This window comes from Streptomyces sp. NBC_01306, from assembly GCF_026340465.1.
Classification (GTDB): domain Bacteria; phylum Actinomycetota; class Actinomycetes; order Streptomycetales; family Streptomycetaceae; genus Streptomyces.
Window position 1 is genome coordinate 255,103 of the sequence record NZ_JAPEPC010000003.1, and the last position, 18,777, is coordinate 273,879.

The 18,777-nt window shown below is 67.8% G+C and carries 18 protein-coding genes and 4 pseudogenes; 13 read left to right on the forward strand and 9 right to left on the reverse strand.

Translation table 11 applies throughout. The annotated features are described in order from the left end of the window. Window positions 1–356 precede the first annotated feature (356 nt). Window positions 357–1,316, reverse strand: coding sequence for an NADPH:quinone oxidoreductase family protein (locus OG385_RS36915; protein ID WP_266862476.1), 960 nt, complete (start codon window positions 1,314–1,316; stop codon window positions 357–359). A gap of 158 nt (window positions 1,317–1,474) precedes the next feature. Between OG385_RS36915 and OG385_RS36920 the strand changes: the two genes are divergently transcribed. The 5 genes and pseudogenes from OG385_RS36920 to OG385_RS37500 form a co-directional block, all read left to right on the forward strand. Beyond that, window positions 1,475–1,867: a helix-turn-helix domain-containing protein gene (locus OG385_RS36920; protein ID WP_266862477.1), complete on the forward strand. Its 393-nt coding sequence runs from the start codon at window positions 1,475–1,477 to the stop codon at window positions 1,865–1,867. 2 nt (window positions 1,868–1,869) lie between these two features. Beyond that, window positions 1,870–1,998, forward strand: a pseudogene (locus OG385_RS37445) (TetR family transcriptional regulator); the annotation flags it as partial. Window positions 1,999–2,177: 179 nt separating this feature from the next. Beyond that, a complete protein-coding gene (locus tag OG385_RS36925) occupies window positions 2,178–2,660 on the forward strand; it encodes a hypothetical protein (protein WP_266862478.1) in 483 nt (160 codons plus the stop codon). Between the two features lie 130 nt (window positions 2,661–2,790). Then, window positions 2,791–3,123 carry a hypothetical protein gene (locus OG385_RS36930; RefSeq protein WP_266862479.1) on the forward strand — a complete coding sequence of 111 codons (333 nt, stop codon included), beginning with the start codon at window positions 2,791–2,793 and terminating at the stop codon, window positions 3,121–3,123. Window positions 3,124–3,458: 335 nt separating this feature from the next. Beyond that, window positions 3,459–3,638: pseudogene (locus tag OG385_RS37500) on the forward strand (MmgE/PrpD family protein); the annotation flags it as partial. Between the two features lie 96 nt (window positions 3,639–3,734). Here the strand turns inward: OG385_RS37500 and OG385_RS36935 are convergent. Beyond that, window positions 3,735–3,971 (reverse strand): hypothetical protein, encoded by a 237-nt coding sequence (locus OG385_RS36935; protein WP_266862480.1) that lies wholly within the window; start codon window positions 3,969–3,971, stop codon window positions 3,735–3,737. A 1,172-nt stretch (window positions 3,972–5,143) separates the two neighbouring features. Between OG385_RS36935 and OG385_RS36940 the strand changes: the two genes are divergently transcribed. The 5 genes and pseudogenes from OG385_RS36940 to OG385_RS36960 all read left to right on the forward strand — a co-directional run bounded on the left by OG385_RS36940 (window position 5,144) and on the right by OG385_RS36960 (window position 8,223). Continuing rightward, entirely contained in the window at window positions 5,144–5,581 is a 438-nt protein-coding gene (locus OG385_RS36940) for a hypothetical protein (RefSeq protein ID WP_266860488.1), read from the forward strand. Beyond that, window positions 5,532–5,885, forward strand: a pseudogene (locus OG385_RS36945) (transposase); the annotation flags it as partial. The gene OG385_RS36940 and the pseudogene OG385_RS36945, both read left to right, overlap by 50 nt. 193 nt (window positions 5,886–6,078) lie before the next feature. Beyond that, complete coding sequence (locus OG385_RS36950) at window positions 6,079–6,354, forward strand: hypothetical protein (RefSeq protein WP_266861334.1); 276 nt, start codon at window positions 6,079–6,081, stop codon at window positions 6,352–6,354. A 353-nt stretch (window positions 6,355–6,707) separates the two neighbouring features. Further along, on the forward strand, window positions 6,708–7,100 hold the full coding sequence (locus OG385_RS36955; protein ID WP_266860489.1) for an ATP-binding protein: 393 nt from the start codon (window positions 6,708–6,710) through the stop codon (window positions 7,098–7,100). 13 nt (window positions 7,101–7,113) lie between these two features. After that, window positions 7,114–8,223 carry a hypothetical protein gene (locus OG385_RS36960; RefSeq protein ID WP_266860491.1) on the forward strand — a complete coding sequence of 370 codons (1,110 nt, stop codon included), beginning with the start codon at window positions 7,114–7,116 and terminating at the stop codon, window positions 8,221–8,223. A 38-nt stretch (window positions 8,224–8,261) separates the two neighbouring features. On the opposite strand, the gene OG385_RS36965 is transcribed toward OG385_RS36960, so the two are convergent. The 6 genes and pseudogenes from OG385_RS36965 to OG385_RS36990 all read right to left on the reverse strand — a co-directional run bounded on the left by OG385_RS36965 (window position 8,262) and on the right by OG385_RS36990 (window position 12,432). Further along, window positions 8,262–8,465, reverse strand: a complete 204-nt coding sequence (locus OG385_RS36965) for a terminal protein Tpg-like protein (RefSeq protein WP_266860493.1) — start codon at window positions 8,463–8,465, stop codon at window positions 8,262–8,264. Between the two features lie 651 nt (window positions 8,466–9,116). After that, a complete protein-coding gene (locus tag OG385_RS36970) occupies window positions 9,117–9,359 on the reverse strand; it encodes a hypothetical protein (protein WP_266860495.1) in 243 nt (80 codons plus the stop codon). A gap of 166 nt (window positions 9,360–9,525) precedes the next feature. Then, window positions 9,526–10,422: a hypothetical protein gene (locus OG385_RS36975; protein WP_266860497.1), complete on the reverse strand. Its 897-nt coding sequence runs from the start codon at window positions 10,420–10,422 to the stop codon at window positions 9,526–9,528. A gap of 520 nt (window positions 10,423–10,942) precedes the next feature. Further along, window positions 10,943–11,119, reverse strand: coding sequence for a hypothetical protein (locus tag OG385_RS36980; protein WP_266860499.1), 177 nt, complete (start codon window positions 11,117–11,119; stop codon window positions 10,943–10,945). Window positions 11,120–11,138: 19 nt separating this feature from the next. Further along, window positions 11,139–11,403, reverse strand: a pseudogene (locus OG385_RS36985) (helicase); the annotation flags it as partial. A 27-nt stretch (window positions 11,404–11,430) separates the two neighbouring features. Next, complete coding sequence (locus OG385_RS36990) at window positions 11,431–12,432, reverse strand: helix-turn-helix domain-containing protein (protein ID WP_266860501.1); 1,002 nt, start codon at window positions 12,430–12,432, stop codon at window positions 11,431–11,433. 297 nt (window positions 12,433–12,729) lie between these two features. On the opposite strand from OG385_RS36990, the gene OG385_RS36995 reads away from it, so the two are divergent. The 3 genes from OG385_RS36995 (at window position 12,730) to OG385_RS37005 (ending at window position 14,959) form a co-directional block, all read left to right on the forward strand. Continuing rightward, window positions 12,730–12,918: a hypothetical protein gene (locus OG385_RS36995; RefSeq protein ID WP_266860503.1), complete on the forward strand. Its 189-nt coding sequence runs from the start codon at window positions 12,730–12,732 to the stop codon at window positions 12,916–12,918. A gap of 32 nt (window positions 12,919–12,950) precedes the next feature. After that, a complete protein-coding gene (locus tag OG385_RS37000) occupies window positions 12,951–14,159 on the forward strand; it encodes an IS701 family transposase (RefSeq protein ID WP_266860505.1) in 1,209 nt (402 codons plus the stop codon). Between the two features lie 188 nt (window positions 14,160–14,347). Next, window positions 14,348–14,959, forward strand: coding sequence for a hypothetical protein (locus OG385_RS37005; protein ID WP_266860507.1), 612 nt, complete (start codon window positions 14,348–14,350; stop codon window positions 14,957–14,959). Window positions 14,960–15,015: 56 nt separating this feature from the next. Here the strand turns inward: OG385_RS37005 and OG385_RS37010 are convergent, their stop codons facing one another. Next, on the reverse strand, window positions 15,016–17,679 hold the full coding sequence (locus OG385_RS37010) for a DEAD/DEAH box helicase (protein WP_266860508.1): 2,664 nt from the start codon (window positions 17,677–17,679) through the stop codon (window positions 15,016–15,018). Between the last annotated feature and the right edge of the window lie 1,098 nt (window positions 17,680–18,777).

Consider the following 18,777-nt stretch of genomic DNA (forward strand, 5'->3'; position numbering starts at 1 on the left):
TCCCAGCAACGTCATCCCGCTCCGCCCGTCCTGCGATTAATGAAGAGAGCAGGCCGTCACGCGGCGACTCCGAGCTCCATGCGGGTCAGGTGGAAGCGGCGGACCACCTGGCAAGCCGGGCACGCTCCGCGAACGAACACGGTTTCGCCAACCTCAAGGCCTGGCAGATCCTGACCAAGCTCCGCATGAACGCCCGGCACGCGACCACCCTCCTGCGGTCCCTGCTTGTCCTTGCGACCAACGTAGTGCAGCGATGACAGACGACCAGGCGTCAACGATCACGCTCCCAATCAGCACGAGCACCGCCACCCGAACATCACACCAACCCCCGCTGACCAGCAAAGAACACGGGTCTCTCACTGGACGTCCAGCAGCACCTTCCCTTGCGCTCGGCGCTCGTCGAGTTCGAGCAGAGCTTGCGATGCCTGCTCAAGCGGGAAGCGCCGCCCAATCACGGGCTGAAGTTTGCCGGCCCGTAGGAGAGGCAGTAGCGCGGCCCATTGCTCCTGCAGATAGGAAGGCTGCTCCACCCAGAACGCGCCCCAGCCGACTCCTGAGACGTTGAGGTTGTTACGCATAAGGCTGTCGACCTTGGTCTGGGCAACGTCGCCGCCCGTTGAGCCGACGACCAGAAGGCGGCCCTCGCGCGCGAGAATGCGCAGCGAGCCAGAGACCCGGCCGGCTCCGACCGGGTCCACTACGATGTCAACGCCGCGACTTCCGGTCAGTTCCAGCACCGCGTCCTCGAAGGCGTCGGCCAAGACGACCTCATCGGCGCCAGCAGCCTTCGCCGTATCGATTTTTCCCGGTGCGGACACGACCGCGATCACCCTGGCATCCAGTGCGGCGGCCAACTGCACCGCGGCGGTGCCGACGCCGCCGGCTGCTCCGTGCACCAAAACCGTCTCACCCGGCTTCATCTGCGCCCGGCGCAACAGAGCGAAGTGCATGGTCAGATAGTTCATGGGCAGGGCCGCGCCCGCGTCGAAGGACACATTGTCGGGGAGCGGGAAGACCGCCGTCGGCGGGGCGGTCACGGTCTCGGCGTATCCGCCGACCCCGGGGAAGGCCGCGACCCGCTGCCCTGCCCCCAGGCCGCTGTCCGAGGGGGCGGACCTGACGACTCCGGCGACCTCGGTGCCCGGGATGAAGGGAAGGGTCCGCCGCAGGTGGTACTCACCGCGGCTCTGCGAAACCTCCGGAAAGGTCACGCCGGCGACGTGCACGTCGATGACGACCGATTCGGCATCGACTGTCGGTTCATCGACTTCGACGAGCTCTATGGCGTCGGGACCCTTGAGGGTGGTGATGTGCATAGCACGCATGGGGGGCTCCTGAGATGGGGCAACAGGATGGAACGGCACAATTACTTTTCGCGCCTCGGTACTCTTTAAGAACCGTGACCAGCATGGTGTACCAGCCACATCCCGATCAATAAGGCACTTTTTGGTGTCCCGGTTCTCTGGAGGTAACGATGCCCCCGACTGATAGCCAGTCGCAGCAGGACGCGGGCCGGGCCCGCGTCGTCCTCGGCATGGTCGGGGACAAGTGGTCGCTCCTGGTCGTGTGCCGCCTCGATCTGGGGCCGCGCCGTTTCACCGAACTGAAGCGAACTGTCGACGGAATCAGCCAGCGCATGCTCACCGTGACCCTGCGGAGCCTGGAACGAGACGGCATCCTGATCCGCACCGTCCACAACGTCATGCCGCCTCACGTCACCTACGAGCTCACCCCGATGGGCAGAATGCTCTACGAAGCCACCGCGCCCCTCCGGAAGTGGACCATCGAGCACCTGGCGCACATCGACGACGCCCGCGCGGAATACGACGCCCGCGCCAACGTCCAGCCCGCCGAGAGTCACAGCTGATCGTTCCCGACCCAACCGCGCATCTCGCGGGTGAACTGGGAGCCCTCGCGTTCAAGCGAGGCTACGCCCAGTGGTCCGAAAGCCATCGTGATGACGTGGAAGGGCTCGCACCACACGCACTGGCAGCCTTGAACGTGCGCTTCTGCGGGTCTGACTCGTTGTCCCGGACGTGCACCCCGTGTTCCATTCGTGCACCACCTGGACGCGCTGACTGCCGAAGCGGTCCTCGCAGGTCGTGGACCAGCTCTGCTCCTTCGCCAGCGAGTGCGCTGAACTCTTCGCCTCGCTGGAAAGCAGACAGTGATTCTTGATGCCTGACTTGCTGTGGGATGACGTCAAGAACTTCTTCGACCCCAATTTGATGGGCACCCTGCCGGACGTGAGCATCGCTGATGCCTCCGTCGATGACTGGCAGGCGGTGCTCGACCTGGTGCGATCGCGGGGTTGGGCGTGCGAGTACTCCGAAGACGGCGCCGTGCTGCGGCTTCCACGGGCCGAGAAGATGCTGGCTTGGGGCGTCGAGGCCAGTGTGATGCTGAGGATCTGGCTGGTTCCGGGAGTATTGGCGATCTTTCGCCCCTATGCGGCCGACTCGATCGACTTCGACGCTGACCTTCGTGAGCTCCAGGGCCAGGCGCGACTGAACGTGCTGTGCGGCTTCCTGCGGGCGATCGGACGTGCCATGGGCAAACCTGTGCTGTTCGCCCCGGAAATCGACTCCGGTCACTCGGTGCTCGGCTTCGATGTCGAGGCGGACCGGGTAGTGCTGTTGGCTGACCCACACTTCACCTGACCGCCCCGGTCCATGTCGTGCTGCACGTGTCGTCGTCCGCAGGCTGGGAGCCGGCGCACCGGGCACTGCGTAGGCTGCAGCGGTGATCGTCCGATGCACCAAAATCATCCGGTCCGGGACCTCGGCGGTTGTGAGCGAGCACCCGGGTGTGCGGATCGGCGAGGAGTACCCGGTCCTCGAAGTGCTCGCCGCCCAACACCGGACCCTGGTCCGCCTTCCTGACCGCAGTGCGAGGCGAGACGAGATCGAGTCCCCTGGGCTGTGGGACGCGGCCAAGTTCGAGGTGGTGTCCGGTCGGATGCCGACCTGCTGGGTCGCGGGGCTGAACGACGGCAGGCTGACCCTGGCGCCCCAAGAGTGGCAGCGACCCGGTTTCTGGGAGGACTTCTTCGACCACCTGCAAGCGGGGCAAGCGGACGGTCGGTTCCGCGGCAACGTCCGGCCGGTTCACGCCCTTACGTAGCACGTGGGCAATGCCCCGACGGGCCGGGCCCTCCGACTGCGGTGAGCAGCACCGCTATTGATCGGTTTCCGGAGATGCTCCTCCGACGTCGGCTGCTCACTCGCTGAACTGGGCCGCGAACACCCCGACAGCCGTCCCCTTCAGGCTACTTCGGGCACGCAGAGGGCGGGGAGCCTTGAGAGAACTCCAGACAACAAATAAGGCCCCGGTCGATGACCTGGGCCTTTGTCATGGAGCGAGTGACGGGAATCGAACCCGCGCCGCTGGCGGGACAAGGGCCTGGTTAACGAGTTCCACGACCGGCTGCGCGGGAAGACCCGTGCACGTTCGCGGCGGCGGCCGTTGCCGGGAAACTGCGTGGCCTGGACGCTTCGGCGATCACCTCGGCACTCGACATCTGCGGCACCCAGGCCGCAGGCACTCTGGAACTCGCCGGATCCTCACTCAAGCGCCTCCATCCGGGCTGGGCCGCTCACTTCGGCATCACCGCCGCCACACTCGCCGGGGCCGGCTTCACCGGACCCGCCGGCGCACGCTCACGAACGGCGGCCCCACCGTCCCGGCGAACGGAGCGGCGGGGCTGTGCGCGTCCATCGGGCGCTGCTACGCCATCAGTACAGCACCCAGAGGGAGATGCGCCCCTTGTTGTCGACACAGGTGGCGTCCTGGTACTGCTTCTTCGCCCGGGGGATGTCCGCCTTGCACGCGGCCATGTTGGGGTACATCTCGGGACCACCGGCGATGTCGTGCCAGCTCGCGGCCGAGGCGGAACCGGCCGCCAGCGGAATCGCGACCAGAGCGGCAGCAACAGCGGCACCGTAGGTCATTCGCTTACGCCACGACTTCATACATCTCTCCTCAAGCAAGGGGCCGGACCGGGACCGGCCAACCGCGTCAGGTCAACGTTGCGCCCGAAGATCTTCGGACATTCGTCAGTTGAACACACAGGCACTACGCGCCCCAAAGCCCCCAGGACCCTTGTTACAAGCCCCTGACAAGGGGGGATAGGCAGACGCTTGCGAAACAGGACTTGGCAGCCCTTCACCACTTCGGGGCGAAAAGTCAGAAATTGTCAGTGATTAAGGCATGGACTTCTTGACCCGCTCAAGGGCGTTCAACGGATCGTGCCGACTTCGCCACGCGGCAAGTCGCGGACCGGGTCGGGGGTGCTGACGTCGAGGAGACAGCCGTGCCGGTTGCGGAGAACGCTGCGCTGACGCCGACGGGCGGGAGGATGCCGGGGTCAGTGGTGCCGGTCAGGAGTGCATGTGCGTTCTCTCGGTTTTGTGTCAGTGGAGTGGGAGACAGCGGGGCTTGAGGGTGTTGATGCTGGTCGTGGGTTGTTTCGGGGCTGAGGGGTCGCTGTCCTGGAGGTGAGAGATCCACGGGGCATCGTTGTCGTGGAGCGTTATCGTGTGAGGGTGACGCTGTGTCAGTTTCGTGAGTTCTGATCCGCTGGCCGGCGGGCGTTGGTGTGATCGTGGGGTGGATCAGGAAGGACGGCTCCAGCTGCCGAAGGGGTCGGGCGGCGGCGTGGGCGCTGCTTTGCCGACTGAATCGGTTCGGGCCTTGCGCGGGCCGGCGGTGCGCCGGCTGCTGGCTCTGCGCCAGAAGGGCAAGCTCACCACCGGGCATGTGAGGTCAGTGGCGGATGCGTTGGGAGTGCGGGAGCGGGCGGTTGGCGGTGGCTGGCCGCTGCTGAGAAGGACGAGACCGTGGCTGCGGCGCCGGGAGAGCGGGCCCGGTACTACGGGAGGTTCACTGTCACTGAGGAGGTCCGTGCCCTGCTCGGGCTGTGGAGGGGGAACGTTGCCGCCGTTCATCGCGAGATGACTGCTCGCGCGGCCAGGGGCGAGGGGGAGCCGCCTCCGTCGGTCCCGACCTTGCACCGGGCGATCCGTCGGGATCTGACGCCGGGGGGCGGGCCGGGCTCGCGGGCGGTGAACGCGAGGCACGTAAGCATGATGTGTTCCCGGCCCGACCGCGGGGCTGGCGCAACCACGTGTGGGAGACCGACCACATGCAGGCCCCCGTCCTGGTCGATGTCGAGGGCACCGCCCGCAGGCCGTGGATCACGTGGTTCACCGACTGCGCCACCAACGCGATCACGGGGGTGGCGGTCACCCCGGTACATCCCTCCCGGGAATCGGTCCTCGCGGCGCTGCGTTCCGCGGTGCTGCGCGAGGACCCCTACGGTCCGTTCGGCGGCGTGCCCGAGAAGGTACGGGTGGACCGCGGCAAGGACTTCCTGTCCCGGACGGTGACCGCCGCGTTCGATCTCCTGGACGTCACCGTGGAGGACCTGCCCGTCTACACCCCCCACCTCAAGGTCACCGTGGAGGGCCTGCCCGTCTACACCCCCCCACCTCAAGGTCACCGTGGAGGGCCTGAACCGTGCGGTGGAGAGCATGTTCCTGGCCGCGCTGCCCGGCTACGCCCGCCAGCCGCGCCCCGGTAAACGCCTCACCCGCCCGAAGGGCGAGGTGCTGCTCAGCTTCGAGGACTTCACCGCCCGGTTGCTGGACTGGACACGGTGGTGGAACACCGAACATCAGCCCGCACCTTTGCGGGGCAGGACCCCGCTTGAAGCGTGGCAGGACGATCCGACCCCGCTGCGGGACGTGCCGGCCGCGGATCTGTGGACGTTCACCCTGGAGGACGCCGGTACCCGCTCGCTGACCACCCGCGGCATCCGCTTCAGGAGACGCGACTATGTGGGGTCGTGGATGACTGGCCAGGCTGGCATCCAGGTCCGGGTCCGTTTCATGCCCCACCACGACCACCGCATCGAGGTCTACCACGCAGCCACCGGCCGCTACCTCGGCCCAGCGGACCTGGCCGACCAGGCCACCGAGGAGCAGATCAGCGCCGTACGAAGAACCCGGGCCGCTCGTGCCCGCCGCCTGAAGAACGACCTGGAAGCCTCCCAGCGCGAGTGCTACGCCGCCGCTACCCATGGCCGAGCCCCTTCGGCGGCTCGGCGCCCTGACCGGTGCACAGGCCGGGGCCGAACTCGCCCAGGCCACCGACACCGACCTGCCGGAGGCGCTGCCGGACCTCATCCCGCCGACCGCGCCTCCGGCCGGGTGGCGCACTCCTGCTTCCCTGACCGCGCTGACCACACCAGGCCAGCCCGTCCCGCTCCCGTCCGGCAGCGATGAAGAAGCCGCCCCGGACCGCCGCGACGGGCCGGCCGCACGTCCCACCACTGATGAAGACGGAGACGTCTGATGACCGCGGCCACCTACCAGTACGTCGACCTGCCCGATGCCTCCGTGGTTACCACCCGCGCCCTGCTCACCGCCCGGGAGAACATCGCCGACACCGTCGCTGCGCGGGCCATGATGTGTATCCATCCACGGCGGTGCCGGCTTCGGCAAGACTCTCGCGGTCAACACCTGCCTGCGCGCACTCGAGCCGGACGAGGATGTCCGCCGGGTCACCTTCCGCGCCCGCCCCACCGCCCGAGCGGTGCGCTACGAGCTGTTCACCGCCCTTGACTTGCCCGGCGAGCCGCCCCGCCACCCCAGCGAGTTTGACCGCCTGCTGAAGAACGCCTGGCCGAGCGCCCCCGTACCTTCCTCGTGGACGAGGCCCAGTGGCTCAACGGGGAGGCGTTCGAGTACTTCCGCTACCTGTGGGACGAGCCCGCCACCCGCTTCGCGGTCGTCTTCGTCGGCGGCGAGGGCTGCCACACCGTGCTGCGCCGCGAGCCGATGCTCTCCTCCCGGATCTTCATCTGGCAGCACTTCACCCGCCTCACTCCCAGCGAGGTCCTCGACGTCATCCCGCTGTTCCACCCGGTCTGGGCCGACGCCGATCCCGAGGACATCACCTTCGCCGACCAGCATGCCGCGCACGGCAACTTCCGCGCCTGGGCCCAGTTGACCGCCCACACCCGCACCGCCCTGGCACGCACCGGCCGCCCTCGCGTCGACCAGGAACTGCTGCGCTGGGCCTTCAGCCGCCTCGCCTGACCACCGCACCGCCATGCCGCTCGCCGCGCCACCGTCGCCTGTCACCGTGGTCATCGACCGCCATGACGACGTGCTCCACACGCACACTGCCCTGGCCGCCCACCATCCGCCGTCCGGCCGGGTCACCCTGCACCCCGGACCGGGCACCACCAGTGAAACCGGCCTTGCCCACGACCTTCTCGCCGCTCTGGGAAAGCCGCCACTGCTCCCGGGCCGCTTCCCTGCCGGCCGTCAGCCCGCGTGGGAAGCCGCCACGGCCTGGATGACCGCTCTGTCCGTGAGCCGGCTGACCGTCTTGCGCGCCCACCGCCTCACCAATCGCCGCACGATGCGCCTCCTCCAGCTACAGACCCTCACCGGTATCCACCTGACCCTGGTCTGCCACCGCCGTCCACACCTTCCCGCCGCTCTGCACCAGGCCCTGCGGACGGCCGACTACTCCGTCACCACCGACTTCGAGGCAGCCCGCCGCCACTACTACGGCACGCCTATCACCGAACCCCCGCCCGCAGACAAACCCGCCGGGCCGGCAGACCGCTGGCTCACCCTGCCCGCACTGGACCGCCTCGTCTCCTACGACAGCCCCCGCCCCTGCGCCGACCCGTGCACGCCGCCCCCGATCGCCTTCCGGCACCGCCCACCACCCGTGCCTCTCACCGCACACACCGCCCAGCAAGTCGCCCACCGGCTGCACGCGGCAACCGCGCACCCCCGCTTGGCCGCAGCTATCGCCTCCGCACTGTTCACCGGCGCCTCCCTCCAGCAACTCGCCACCGCCCGCCCCCGCGACTACGACGACGCCGCGGCCACGCTCGCCCTGCACGACCGCACCCGCTACACCGACGGCTGCGCCGCCTACCCCGTACCCGACTGGGCAGGCACTTTCCTACGGGCCACGGTCTGCTTCACGCGGCTCGCATCCGGCGAAGACCAAGAACTGCTCGCCGCGCCAGGCGACCGTACGCACCTGCTGCGCGTGGCGGAGACGGCCAGACTGCGCCCACCCCAGCCACCCGCGGTCCGCCGCAAAGGCCCGGTCAGCCGTGTGGAGTGGGACTGGCGCGAGCGGCAGGAAGCCGAGAGGTACGAAGCCATGCCGACAAGCCACGCCAGGTCCCCATGACGCTGAGCACCCTGACGCTGTTACGCGACGGGCCAGGCTCAGCCGATCGAGAAGTCGGCGAACTCGACGTCGCTGAAAGCGATGTGCAGCCCGTGGGCCCGGCGGCCCCACTCGCGAAAGTAGGAGTGCCCCAACGCGCGGGCGAGTATCACCGTCTGCTGCTGCTCGCCCGCGCCGGCATCCCGAGCGGCGAACAGTTCCCGGGCTACTTCTCCCGGCAGGTCCTGCGTGATCCATCGCACCCGCGGATCGTCCGAGGAGCCGGCGCGGCAAACCCGAATCGCGCCCGGGTATGGAAGACGAAGCCGTCCGCCTCTGCCTGGGCACGCCGGCGGGCCCGTACTCGGGGCTGCCACCGAGCCAGGACCGCTTCCTCGATCGCCCGGACCTGCAGCGGACCCGGCGGGCGGCGCGCTCCCGGCTTCTTCGCAGCCCACCGTTGCACGGTGCGCTGCGACACCCCCAGTACGGCGTCTACCCTCCGGGTGGAACCCTGGTGCATAAGCAGAAACCGCAGGCGGGCCCCGGTACTTGAGGGAACGGGACGGGTGCGCAACGCACGCCCCAGCCCCTGCTCGATCTGTCCCACGTCCACCTCTCCCACCGGCCAACCCGACAAGGCATGCTCCCCGCAGCGACAGTTCTCCCACACCGCTTGGCGCTGCCCGCCAGTTCCAACATCTTCGGGACAGGATTGGCGGACGTCGGCTACGAGAGAGCTGGAGCCGACGACTAGCAGCAGCCGCGTGTGTGCGTCGTTGCCGTGCCGGGCTCCCGCGCGGGTTCCGACCCGGCTTTCTTTTGGTGCCGCCGCGCCGCTGACGGCCCCGGCCCCGGTGCTGAGTCCGGGGTCGCCAGCGGCGGTGTACGACGGGATCAGTGGGTGCGCCGACTCAGCGCTGCTGGATCCACCAGATGATCCACCCGGTCCCGCTCGCGCCCACGGCGCCGGCGGAGCCGCGGAGGACGCCGTAGCCCGCCGTACGGGCGAGGGCGCGCAGGCAACGGTGGCGGCCGCCGTCCAGCAGTTGCCGCAGCCGGGTCCGGATCTCGGACCGGATGGGGCACAGCTTGCCGTTGCCCTGGTGATGCCGGGTCGACGTCGGCGGGTCGGTGCCTTTAGCCTCGTTGAGCATGCTGATGGTGCCTCCTTGGGGAGTGACTGTCGGTTTCTTCACTGGGCGGCTCCCTGCTGGAACAGGGGGCCGTCGCCCGTTTCGGGGCGGCGTCCTGCGCCGCGCCCGACCCAGGTGTGCCGGGCCGGGAGTCGTGGGGCCGAGGGCCGTAGCGCCCCGGCGGTGCTCACTGCGGAATCGTGGCCCCCGAGAGCGCGGGGATACGGGTGCCGATCCGCAGCGCGGTGCGGGCGACGCCCTCAGGAGTCCAGGCGGCCTCTGCCGCCTCGCGCTCCGTCTTGTTGACGTTCAGGTCGAACGGCGCGGCGAGAGCCCAGCGGACATGCGTGCTCTGCCCGAGGACGGAGAAGCCGTCCAACTGCTGCTCGGAGAGGAACTCGTACAGCAGGCGCTTTTTCTTCAGCTCCTCGATGCCGCGCCCGACCGTTGACGGGGAGACCCCGTACCAGAGCGCGTACTCCCTGGCCTTGTGCAGGGCGAAGGACGGGCTGCGCTGGCTCATGAGGATGAGCAGCATCGTCTTCGCCGGCATCGAGAGCGACCGGTAGTAGCGCTGCTCCCAGTACGCGAACGGCACCTTGAAGTAGGTGCTCTTGCGGGAGCCCTCCTTGTCGCCCGACGGCAGCGTGTACGGGTCGCCGGAGCCGTCCTCGAGCAACTTGGTGATCTTCGTCATCCGGCCGTAAGGCTCGGTGCTGATCAGCTTCAGTTCCTTGAGCTTGTGCAGGTGCCGGGAGACCGCGGCGCTTGCCGTTCCATTGGTGGCGAAGGAGATCCCCGCGGCGCGGCCCCAGGTCTCGGACCGGTGAGCGACACCCCAGTCGGCGCGCGCGGTGACGCAGTGGATCAGGAGGAAAAGGTCCAGCCGCTCGTTACTGCGCAGCATCTTGGAGAACGGGCCGGGCCGCGTGACCAGACGGAGGCCGGGATCGGCATCCTGGACGAAGGCACGCCGGATGAGGACGGCACGGCCGGTGCGCTTGGACTGCTCCAGCAGCATCCGTATCGTGTCGTCCTGGCTCACGGCCATGTCCCGCTTCAGCACGGTCAGTTCGGTGTTCACGGAGTCCATGTTCACCGATCGGTCATACGAAGCGGGTGCCGAATTCCGATGCGGCCGCTTGGCCGCCTCCCGTTCAGACCGGGCTATCGGAAAACATGGGATAACAGATGACCCCGATAGGAAACCATTGGTGCCCGAAGCCGCAGGCAGGCGCTTACTTTGCACCTGGAACCTTTAACGCTTCAGATGGTGATCTTTGATGTTCTGGAGCCGAACTCTTGGATAGTTCACGCCGTGACTGCGCACATGGCAGAACACGGCGGCGAGTCCCGTTCGATCCGGTCACCGGTGACGTCTCTTTCCGTGGCTGTATGTGGCCTACGCGATCCGAACGACTGCACCCGTCCCGAACCCGACGGCACGAGACCCCGGGCCTGAAAGATGGGCCCGGGGTCCAGCGTGGTGAGAAGGGCGCAGTCAAGAGAAAGGTTCAGTAGTCGTCCCGTTCGGAGGGCGGCCCGAAGGCTCGACGAGGTCGCAGGTGCAGGTGCCGCCCTCGTACAACTCCTTCTCGCAATCGTCATGGTGGCCCCGCTCCAGCAGCGGCTTCGCCGGAACGGGCCGCGAGCTGACTGCGGCGGGCGGGGTCGGGGCGGTCGGCAGTACGGAGTTCGATGTCCACGACAGCGGAGGCGATTTCGTCCGCTTGCCACTTTTCGCGGGAGTTGTGGTTCACCAGACCGCCTGCGTATGCCATGCGCATCAGTTCGTTCATCCGCCAGACCCCGCTGGAGCGCCTGCTCCGCTTTGCTCGGGCCCCCTTTCGCCGTACGCGTGGCCGCCGGGGGCGGGAGACGGCGCCTCAAGCGGCTTGACGCCCAGCTGCTCCCGCTGCTCGGGGAGGATCTGCGCCCGTGTGCCCGGCCTCTGCTGCCACCGCCACTTGCCCACGTCGTCGCCCTCGAAGACGACGCCCGGCGCGATGTAGGGCAGAACGCCGTCGGCATCGACCAGATCGGCGAGCACCCGGTAGTGGCGCTCCCTGCCTCGGGGGACAGCCCAGGGCCGTCAGGACAGCAACCCTTTTCTGGTCAGTATGTTGCTCAACTGCCTGTACAGGTCCAGGAACCTCTGCCTCGCCGTCGACAAGTCTTCAAGCGCCTTGTAGTAGCGAGCGGGGTCTGTGCCCTTCCATTCGGCTGGTACTTCCGTGTACTTGTAGCCGCTCACCCCGCCAGGCGGGAAGGTCCCGATGAACTCAGCGTGGAGATCACCCAGCGCTTCTACCAGGGCCTGGTGCTCTTCAGCCGCCTCCGCGTCGATGAAGTCCACGACGTCGACTGTGAGCGTGTCGTACGCGTCGTAGACGGCGCCCGCCAGCCAGGTGGGCACCCGATACAGCGGGGCTCCTTCGGCCAGTACCTTGATCCATCGGGCATCGGGAAGAAGCGCGTCGAAGACGCGGCCGCTCTTCGCACGGTCCGCAGTGCGCGAGGCTGCTGGTTCAGCAGGTGCACCGGTCACCGCCCACCCTGTGGCGAGCAGCGCCTGGATCTGTGCCCGGGGGAGCCATATGGTGCGGTCTCCTCGCCGCATCGGTACGGCGACCGAATCGGGTGGTGCGCCCTTGGTCGGACCCGGTACTACGAGAGGCTGGGAAGCGGGCGGCTGGGCTGGGATGTCGATGACCAGTACGCCCTTTTCTTCACCGCAGCCGATCCAGTTGACGCTCAGACCTCGCACCGTGGGTATCAGCTTTCCGTCGATCAGCTTGCGGTGCCGGTCGAGGTCGACGAGCTTCCGCGGCACGGGATTGAGCTCGGAAACGATCTCGACATCGTGGGGCTGCTCGGTCTTGAAGCCGACTACCAGCAGTCCACCGGTGGAAGTGTTGGCGAAGCCGGCCACGTCCTTGAGGAGTTCCTGTTCGTGCTCCGGATTGCCCAGGTGGTAGATCCCGCTCTTGACGTCCAGCCAGCTCGACTCCTCCAGCCCCAGCAGAACATCGAACCTGGACTCCTCCAGGGCCCGGCGTACCTCATCAATGTTTGTCACCGGCAAAGCATCCACCCGCGCCGGCGTCCCCAGGCCCTGTTCACGATCAAGGCCACTTGCTCAGATGTGGTCTTCAGGTAGGAAGCAGGGCGCGGTCTCCGCGGAGCACCCCTCGATCCACCTGGCGATCATGTTCAAGTTCACCAGGAACTCCGGTGCAGCCTGCTCGGCTGTGGTGGTGCCCTCACCTGGGAGATCGTTCCCCCAGTGCCGGCGCGCGCGAACCGTCGGCTCTCCGCGCTCAGAGCTCCGCTGGTCGCACTGGAGCGCGCACGGGCCGGAGTGTCAGAGGGCACTGAGACACTTCTGTGCATGGCGCTGCTATCACCGATCTACCTCGACACTGAGACCCTGCTGTCGCAGGCGGAGTACTACGAAATCGAGATTCCTCACCAAGCCGAGATCGTCGAGAAGTCCATTCGGAGGCAGACCGGCGGCGGCAAGGCTGGCGTGGGCGCGTTCGCGCTGGAAGGCTCTAGTAGGGCTTTGTTACGTCTCTAGGCAAGTGGGCGCGTTGGTGGTTTCCTGCTGGTATGAGGGCGAATGAACTCGCGGCGTGCCGGGGTCGGTTGGAGGAGTTCGCTGGGGAGGTGTTCGCGCCTTTGGCGCGTGCTGATCAGCGGGTGAAGGGCGGGCTGTATCTGCGGGGTCTGTTGCTGGACGGGCGTCGGAAGTCGATGCAGCCGATGGCCGGGCGACTCGGGGTGGACCATCAGCAGTTGCAGCAGTTCATGACGTCGTCGACCTGGCCGGTGGACACGGTTCGTGCCGGATTGGCCCGCCGGGCGGTGGCGGTGGTGCGTCCGCAGGTGTGGGTGGTGGACGACACCGGGTTCCCGAAGGACGGGACGTCCTCGCCCGGGGTGGCCAGGCAGTACTCCGGCACCCTGGGCAAGGTCGGGAACTGCCAGATCGGGGTCAGCGTCCACGCCGCGTCCGACACCGCGTCGTGCCCACTGTCCTGGCGTCTGTTCCTGCCCGGCAGCTGGGACGGGGCCGAAGCTGCCGGCCGTCGGGCCCGCTGCCGCATTCCTGATGAGCAACAGCACCGGCCGAAGTGGCGGCTCGCGCTGGACATGCTCGACGAACTGGCGGCCTTGGGGTTGCGGCCCGCGGTGCTGGTCGCGGACGCCGGCTACGGAGCGAACGCCGACTTCCGCCACGGCCTGGAGGACCGCGGCCTCGCCTACGCCCTGCGGGTCAAGGGCGAGATGACCGCCCATACCGAATCGGCCGTGCCACACCAGCCGCCCTACGGCGGGCTCGGACCGCGTCCGCTGGCCCGCTACCGGACCCGGCCCATCAGCCTGCGCGAACACGTCCTGGCCGCCGGACGTGCACGAGCGGTCACGGTCACCTGGCGCAAGGGCTCCAAAGCAGCCGTGTCCGCCCGCTTCGTGTTCCTGCGCGTCCGCCTCGCCGGCCGCCGCCCGAAACCCGCCCCGGACGGTGCCATCGCTCTTCGGTGGTTGATCGCGCAGTGGCCCGAAGGGGAGAACGAGCCGGTCAAGTACTGGATTTCCAACCTTCCGGCCGACATTCCGGCCCGGGATCTCGTCCGCCTCGCGAAACTACGGTGGCACATCGAACACGACTACCGCGAGCTGAAAACGACGCTCGGACTCGACCATTTCGAGGGCCGCTCGTTCACCGGCTGGCACCGCCACGTCACCCTCGTCACCGCCGCCCACCTCTTCCTGACCGAACAGCGGTCCTCCCCAAAAGCCCCTGCCAGGGCCTGACCCTCTACCAGGCCCTGGCACTCCTCCAACACCTGTTAGCCACCTGGACCGGAACCTGCCCCACCTGCCGACAACCCACCCCATGGCAGACCTACGACACCACCTAACAAAGCCCTACTAGGGGGGCCGACGTTGAGTTCCAATCCACCTACAGTCTTGCCCCCAAGCAGAAGGCCACCTTCAGCAAGTTGATCGATGCGCTGATCAACGACGCTGGCGCGGTCAAAGTCGACCCGGACGGCGAAACTCCCCTCGTCAGGGACGATCTGGTCCAGATCGAGGGAACGACGAGGATCACCGCGGCCAGCCTGGCAGGGAAGATGTTCTTCATCCTTCGTCGGCTGATGGACACCGTAGAGGCCGACCTGGACAGCCTCCGCAATCTCGAGATTGCAGATTTGCCGTTCGCCGAGCAGTTGCAGCAGGTGTACCTCCGGAACGAGCTCCTCCCCATTCCAACCCTCCTGGAACTGACCGGGTCGAACCTGCCGCAGAAGGTCTACATCAATGTGCCGCCGGACCACTTCCTGGGCGAGGCTTCAGCGAACCGTATCGAAGGAGAACTCCGCGTTCTGGGAAGCGTTAGCAGGTTGATTCCAGGGGGCAGCGATGGATACCTCAGCGCCGAACAGTGGCTCCTCCACGACTGGGAACACATGATGCGGCGCTTCATGATGCTCGACGTAGACGATCACGTGCGAGAGCTGGTCAGCCACTTCAACCTGGATCTCCCCACTGAGGACGTTCACTCCCATATCGCCGGTCCGGCCATCATCGTGGACGCGATCGGGCTTTACTGATCTGCAGCAGAGCCGGTCTTTGGGGCGAGCGCTGGCAGCCGCCCCAAAGACCGGCTCTACGCCCAGCCGACGCCCAGCTCTCGCAGCGCGTCCAGCTGCTCCTGGGCGAGCTTGTCCCGCCGGGTCTTGGTGTTGGAGAGCCATACGCCCAGCTTCACCGGCACCGGCTCCGCCTCACCGTCGACCGCGATCTGCTCGCCATGACCGCGCGGCACAGGCCGATCCGCGCCTTCCCGCTCGACCCACTGTGTGAGGGCCTGTACGCCGCGCTGGAACGCCTGCTGGGCCCTGGTCGGGCCCTTGGTCGTACGAGTGGCTGCCGGGGCGGGAGGCGACGCCTGGATGGGCTGTACGCCCAGCTTCGACAACCGTTCCTGCTGCTTGGTCGACAGCTGCGCCCAGGTGCCGGGGTTCTTCTGCCGCTCCAGCCACTTGCCCAGGTCGTCGCCTTCGAACAGCACCCCGGGTTCGATGGCAGGCAGAACGCCGTCGGCGTCGACGAGGTCGGCGAGTACCCGGTAGTGGCGTTGCCAGTCCAGCGGCCACGGGCAGTTCCAGTCCGGGTCGATCGCGGTCAGATGCTTCGCGCGCTCCGCCGCCCGCTCCGTGTCCTTCCCCAGGCCGCCCTTGCGCCGCAGGTTCGCCATGTGCTGCCCGACTGGCACCATCGCCTCGCCCTCGCCCCACACTGCGTCCTGACGCGGAGCAAGGTGCCCCATGGCCCGCCGGTAGGACCGCAGCGTGGCGAGCTTGTTCTCCCACGCTTCCTCGCCCGGCTCCCAGACCATCCCGGCTTCGGGTGCGTCCAGCAGGGTCTTGCGCCGCTCCTCCAGCTCCCCGGCCCGTAGCGCCTTCCGCTGCTGGTGGACCCATCGGCCAAGCGGGAAATCCTTCGTGACCCCCACCTCGACCTCGACGTCGTAGGGCACGGCGTGGACGCCGGTGATCTCGTTCTCTGCCCGCCACCGGATGAGGGCCTGGTATCCCTCCAGCCACACCAGCGACTCCGGCCGGTACACCCGCGTACGGAGGAACGCCACGATCGTCGCCGCGTCGCGCGGGCTGGAGAAGTGGAGCAGGGCGGCTTCGGCGGCGGCCTGCGTGTCGTCGTCCTGGTCCTCGCCGTCGCCCGCGCCGCCGGCCCCGACGATCCGGCCGTCCTCGTCACGCCGGACGTGGACCTTGCGCTTTCCGCTGGTGAGGGCGCGGGAGGCGAGCTGCTCGACCAGACGCTCATCATGACTGCGGAGTCCTTGGAGGACCGCTACAAGGGGGCGGAAACTGGCGCTGGCGACCATGTCGGTGGGGTCCTCGCCGGGCTCCAAGAACACCGGCACGATGATCCTGGCGACCTTGGTGGAGCCGTCCTTGTTGAGCCTCAGCGCCCGGCCGATGTTCTGCACGATCTCCACCTGCGATCCGCGGGTGTCCGCGAAGCACACGGCCTCCACGCCCCGCTCGCCGGTGATGTCCACGCCCTCACCGAGGACGCGAACGCTGGCGAGGAACGCCCGGTGCACCCGGCGCCCGGCCGCGTCGATGCCGTTGGCGAACTGCCGCAGAGCCTCGCGCCGCTCACTGACGAGGTGGTCGCCGCACAGCCACGCCGACCACACGCGGTCTGGGGGTACGTGGCGGCCGGCTTCCAGCTCGTAGAACTCCGCGTCGATCGACGACTTCGGCAGCTTGTCAGCGGCGGCCAGGTCGGCGTCGGACGCGTCGTTGACGTACAGCTCGGCAGCGGTCTCCGGCAGCTTTTCCGCGAACGCGGCGGCCTCCTCCACCTTCTGGTGGAACGTCATGACCGTACGGAGGTTGTACGCCGCCGCGTGCTCCAGCAGGGCGGTCTGCAGGAGCGCCAGGCGCCGGCCCCGCCGGGCCTCCTCGGACTCCCCGAGAACGGGGGAGGGGTCGCGGATCTCCAGCACGTCGATCTCGAACCCGGCGAGGATCTCCCGCTCGATCGCCTCGCTCAGACCCAGCTCCGCGAGCCACGCGCCGTACGTGCCCTCCGGGTCGTCGGCCATGGATGCGATCTCCGCCTTCTGGCCGTCCGCGCCCTTCTGCGGGCGGGCCGCGGCGAGGATGCGCGGGGTCGCGGTGAGGTAGAGCCGGAAGTCGGCGGGGATGCGGGCGTTGTCATGGATCGCCGCCCACGGACGACCAAGATCACCAGCGGTGCCGTGCGCCTCGTCCACGATCGCGAGGTCGAAGCCCGCCATGCGCTGGCCGTACAGTCGCTCTCCGCCCGCCAGAGCGGTCTCCAGTGGCCCGCGAATCTTCCGCTGGCCTTTCGGTGCGTCGATGTCCTCGCGGTCCACAAGAGAGGCGTACGTGGCGAGCACGATGACCGGTCCGTGCCCTGCCCACAGGGCGAGCTGGATCGGGTTGGTGGTGGTGCGCACGCCCAGCTCGTTCAGTACCGCGTCGTTCTCCAGCGAGCACACCGCGACCATCGGGGCCCGGTGGCCCACCAGGCGCCACGCCTGGGCGGTCTGCGCGAGCAGGTCCAGGGTCGGCACGGTCACGAGGATCCGGTCGTCTGCGAAGCTCTCCAGCGCGCACGCGGCGGCCGTGATCGTCTTGCCTGAACCGGTCGCTGACACGATCGTTCCCCGGGCACCCTGCGGGGGCACAGATGACCTTGCAGGGAATCCCACCCACCTGCGAAACACGGAGCGCTGATCTACCTGGTGTTCCTTGAGCTGAATCGCTGACATTTCCTTGCCTCCCCGAGCGCTGAATTCCGTGGTCTTTCAGAGGGCCTCGTTCCGCGATGTGTACGGCCAGTTCAACGGCGCCGGCCGACCGGCCACCACACCGCGACCAACCGTGGTCCACGATGCCCACCAAGGCCTCGCTCACGGCCGGTACCGCATCGTCGCAGCCGTCCTCGAACACCGAGCCACACGAGCGCGACGCCATGCCTTCCAGTTTCGCCACCTCGCGCTGCGCCCTCGCGACCGCTCTTCAGCCTCCAGCGCGGCCACCAGGTCATCCGCCTCGCTCGCGGGCACGCCGTGGGCGGCCAAGAGCGCGAACAGCCTCAACCGGGCTTTGGCGCCCGCCCTCTGATACCGACTCACCCGGCCCAAAGAATGGCTGCTCAGCGCGGAATCGGGTCCGGTAGGTTCGTGGCGCCAGGCCATCTGTGGTCGTTCCTCTCGGAATTTCAGGGAGGTTCCCCGACGAGGGGAGGTGTCCTGTATTTCTACCAACGTTACATGCTGAATCAGTTTGATGCAGCCACCACACGGGAACCTTCACGAACGAGCGACCCCTACTGGAAACCGGAGTGCATCGCAAGCCCCAACCTCCACAACTCGGATACAGAGGCTGCGTGTTGGCCTGTTGGCTGGGCACTGGAGAAGCATGACTCGACTCAGTGTGGCCGCCTCAGAGCTGACCCAGGGCGCCAGGCCGGACGGCCATCCATGGTTCAAACGGGCCTTCCTGGCCGTGTGGCTCATCTTGGCCCCAGTGATCATCTACAAGCTGCATCAGCACGGTTATTTCAAAAGACGACGCTGAAAGGTCCGCGCGATACCCCTCTTCCGTAGCCAGACTGGCCCGCGTTAGCGGGCCTCGGTTCTGGAGGTGCAGCCGGAAGGACCGTTCAGGCAGGGGAGCGCAGCGGACCTGCCTGCCAGGCTAGAGCGAAGCGAAAGCCTGCTACGGGACACAGTCCCGCTGCCCCGGGAGCGCAGCGGACGGGGCAGCAACTGGGCTGCGCAGCAGCCCAGTTGAGCAGGACGCGGAGCGTCCCGCTCGCGCTTCCGCGGAGCGGAAGCGCAGCCACCGCGCGCAGCGCGGTGGTT

Coding starts and splice junctions, on each gene's coding strand:
- OG385_RS36940 (WP_266860488.1), top strand. CDS start 5,144: ATGCAGGCCCCCGTCCTGGTCGATGTCGAGGGCACCGCCCGCAGGCCG.
- OG385_RS37010 (WP_266860508.1), bottom strand. CDS start 17,679: ATGTCAGCGATTCAGCTCAAGGAACACCAGGTAGATCAGCGCTCCGTG.
- OG385_RS36970 (WP_266860495.1), bottom strand. CDS start 9,359: ATGCTCAACGAGGCTAAAGGCACCGACCCGCCGACGTCGACCCGGCAT.
- OG385_RS36925 (WP_266862478.1), top strand. CDS start 2,178: ATGCCTGACTTGCTGTGGGATGACGTCAAGAACTTCTTCGACCCCAAT.
- OG385_RS36995 (WP_266860503.1), top strand. CDS start 12,730: ATGGCGCTGCTATCACCGATCTACCTCGACACTGAGACCCTGCTGTCG.
- OG385_RS36950 (WP_266861334.1), top strand. CDS start 6,079: ATGGCCGAGCCCCTTCGGCGGCTCGGCGCCCTGACCGGTGCACAGGCC.
- OG385_RS36915 (WP_266862476.1), bottom strand. CDS start 1,316: ATGCACATCACCACCCTCAAGGGTCCCGACGCCATAGAGCTCGTCGAA.
- OG385_RS36935 (WP_266862480.1), bottom strand. CDS start 3,971: ATGAAGTCGTGGCGTAAGCGAATGACCTACGGTGCCGCTGTTGCTGCC.
- OG385_RS36960 (WP_266860491.1), top strand. CDS start 7,114: ATGCCGCTCGCCGCGCCACCGTCGCCTGTCACCGTGGTCATCGACCGC.
- OG385_RS37000 (WP_266860505.1), top strand. CDS start 12,951: ATGAGGGCGAATGAACTCGCGGCGTGCCGGGGTCGGTTGGAGGAGTTC.
- OG385_RS36920 (WP_266862477.1), top strand. CDS start 1,475: ATGCCCCCGACTGATAGCCAGTCGCAGCAGGACGCGGGCCGGGCCCGC.
- OG385_RS36980 (WP_266860499.1), bottom strand. CDS start 11,119: ATGGCATACGCAGGCGGTCTGGTGAACCACAACTCCCGCGAAAAGTGG.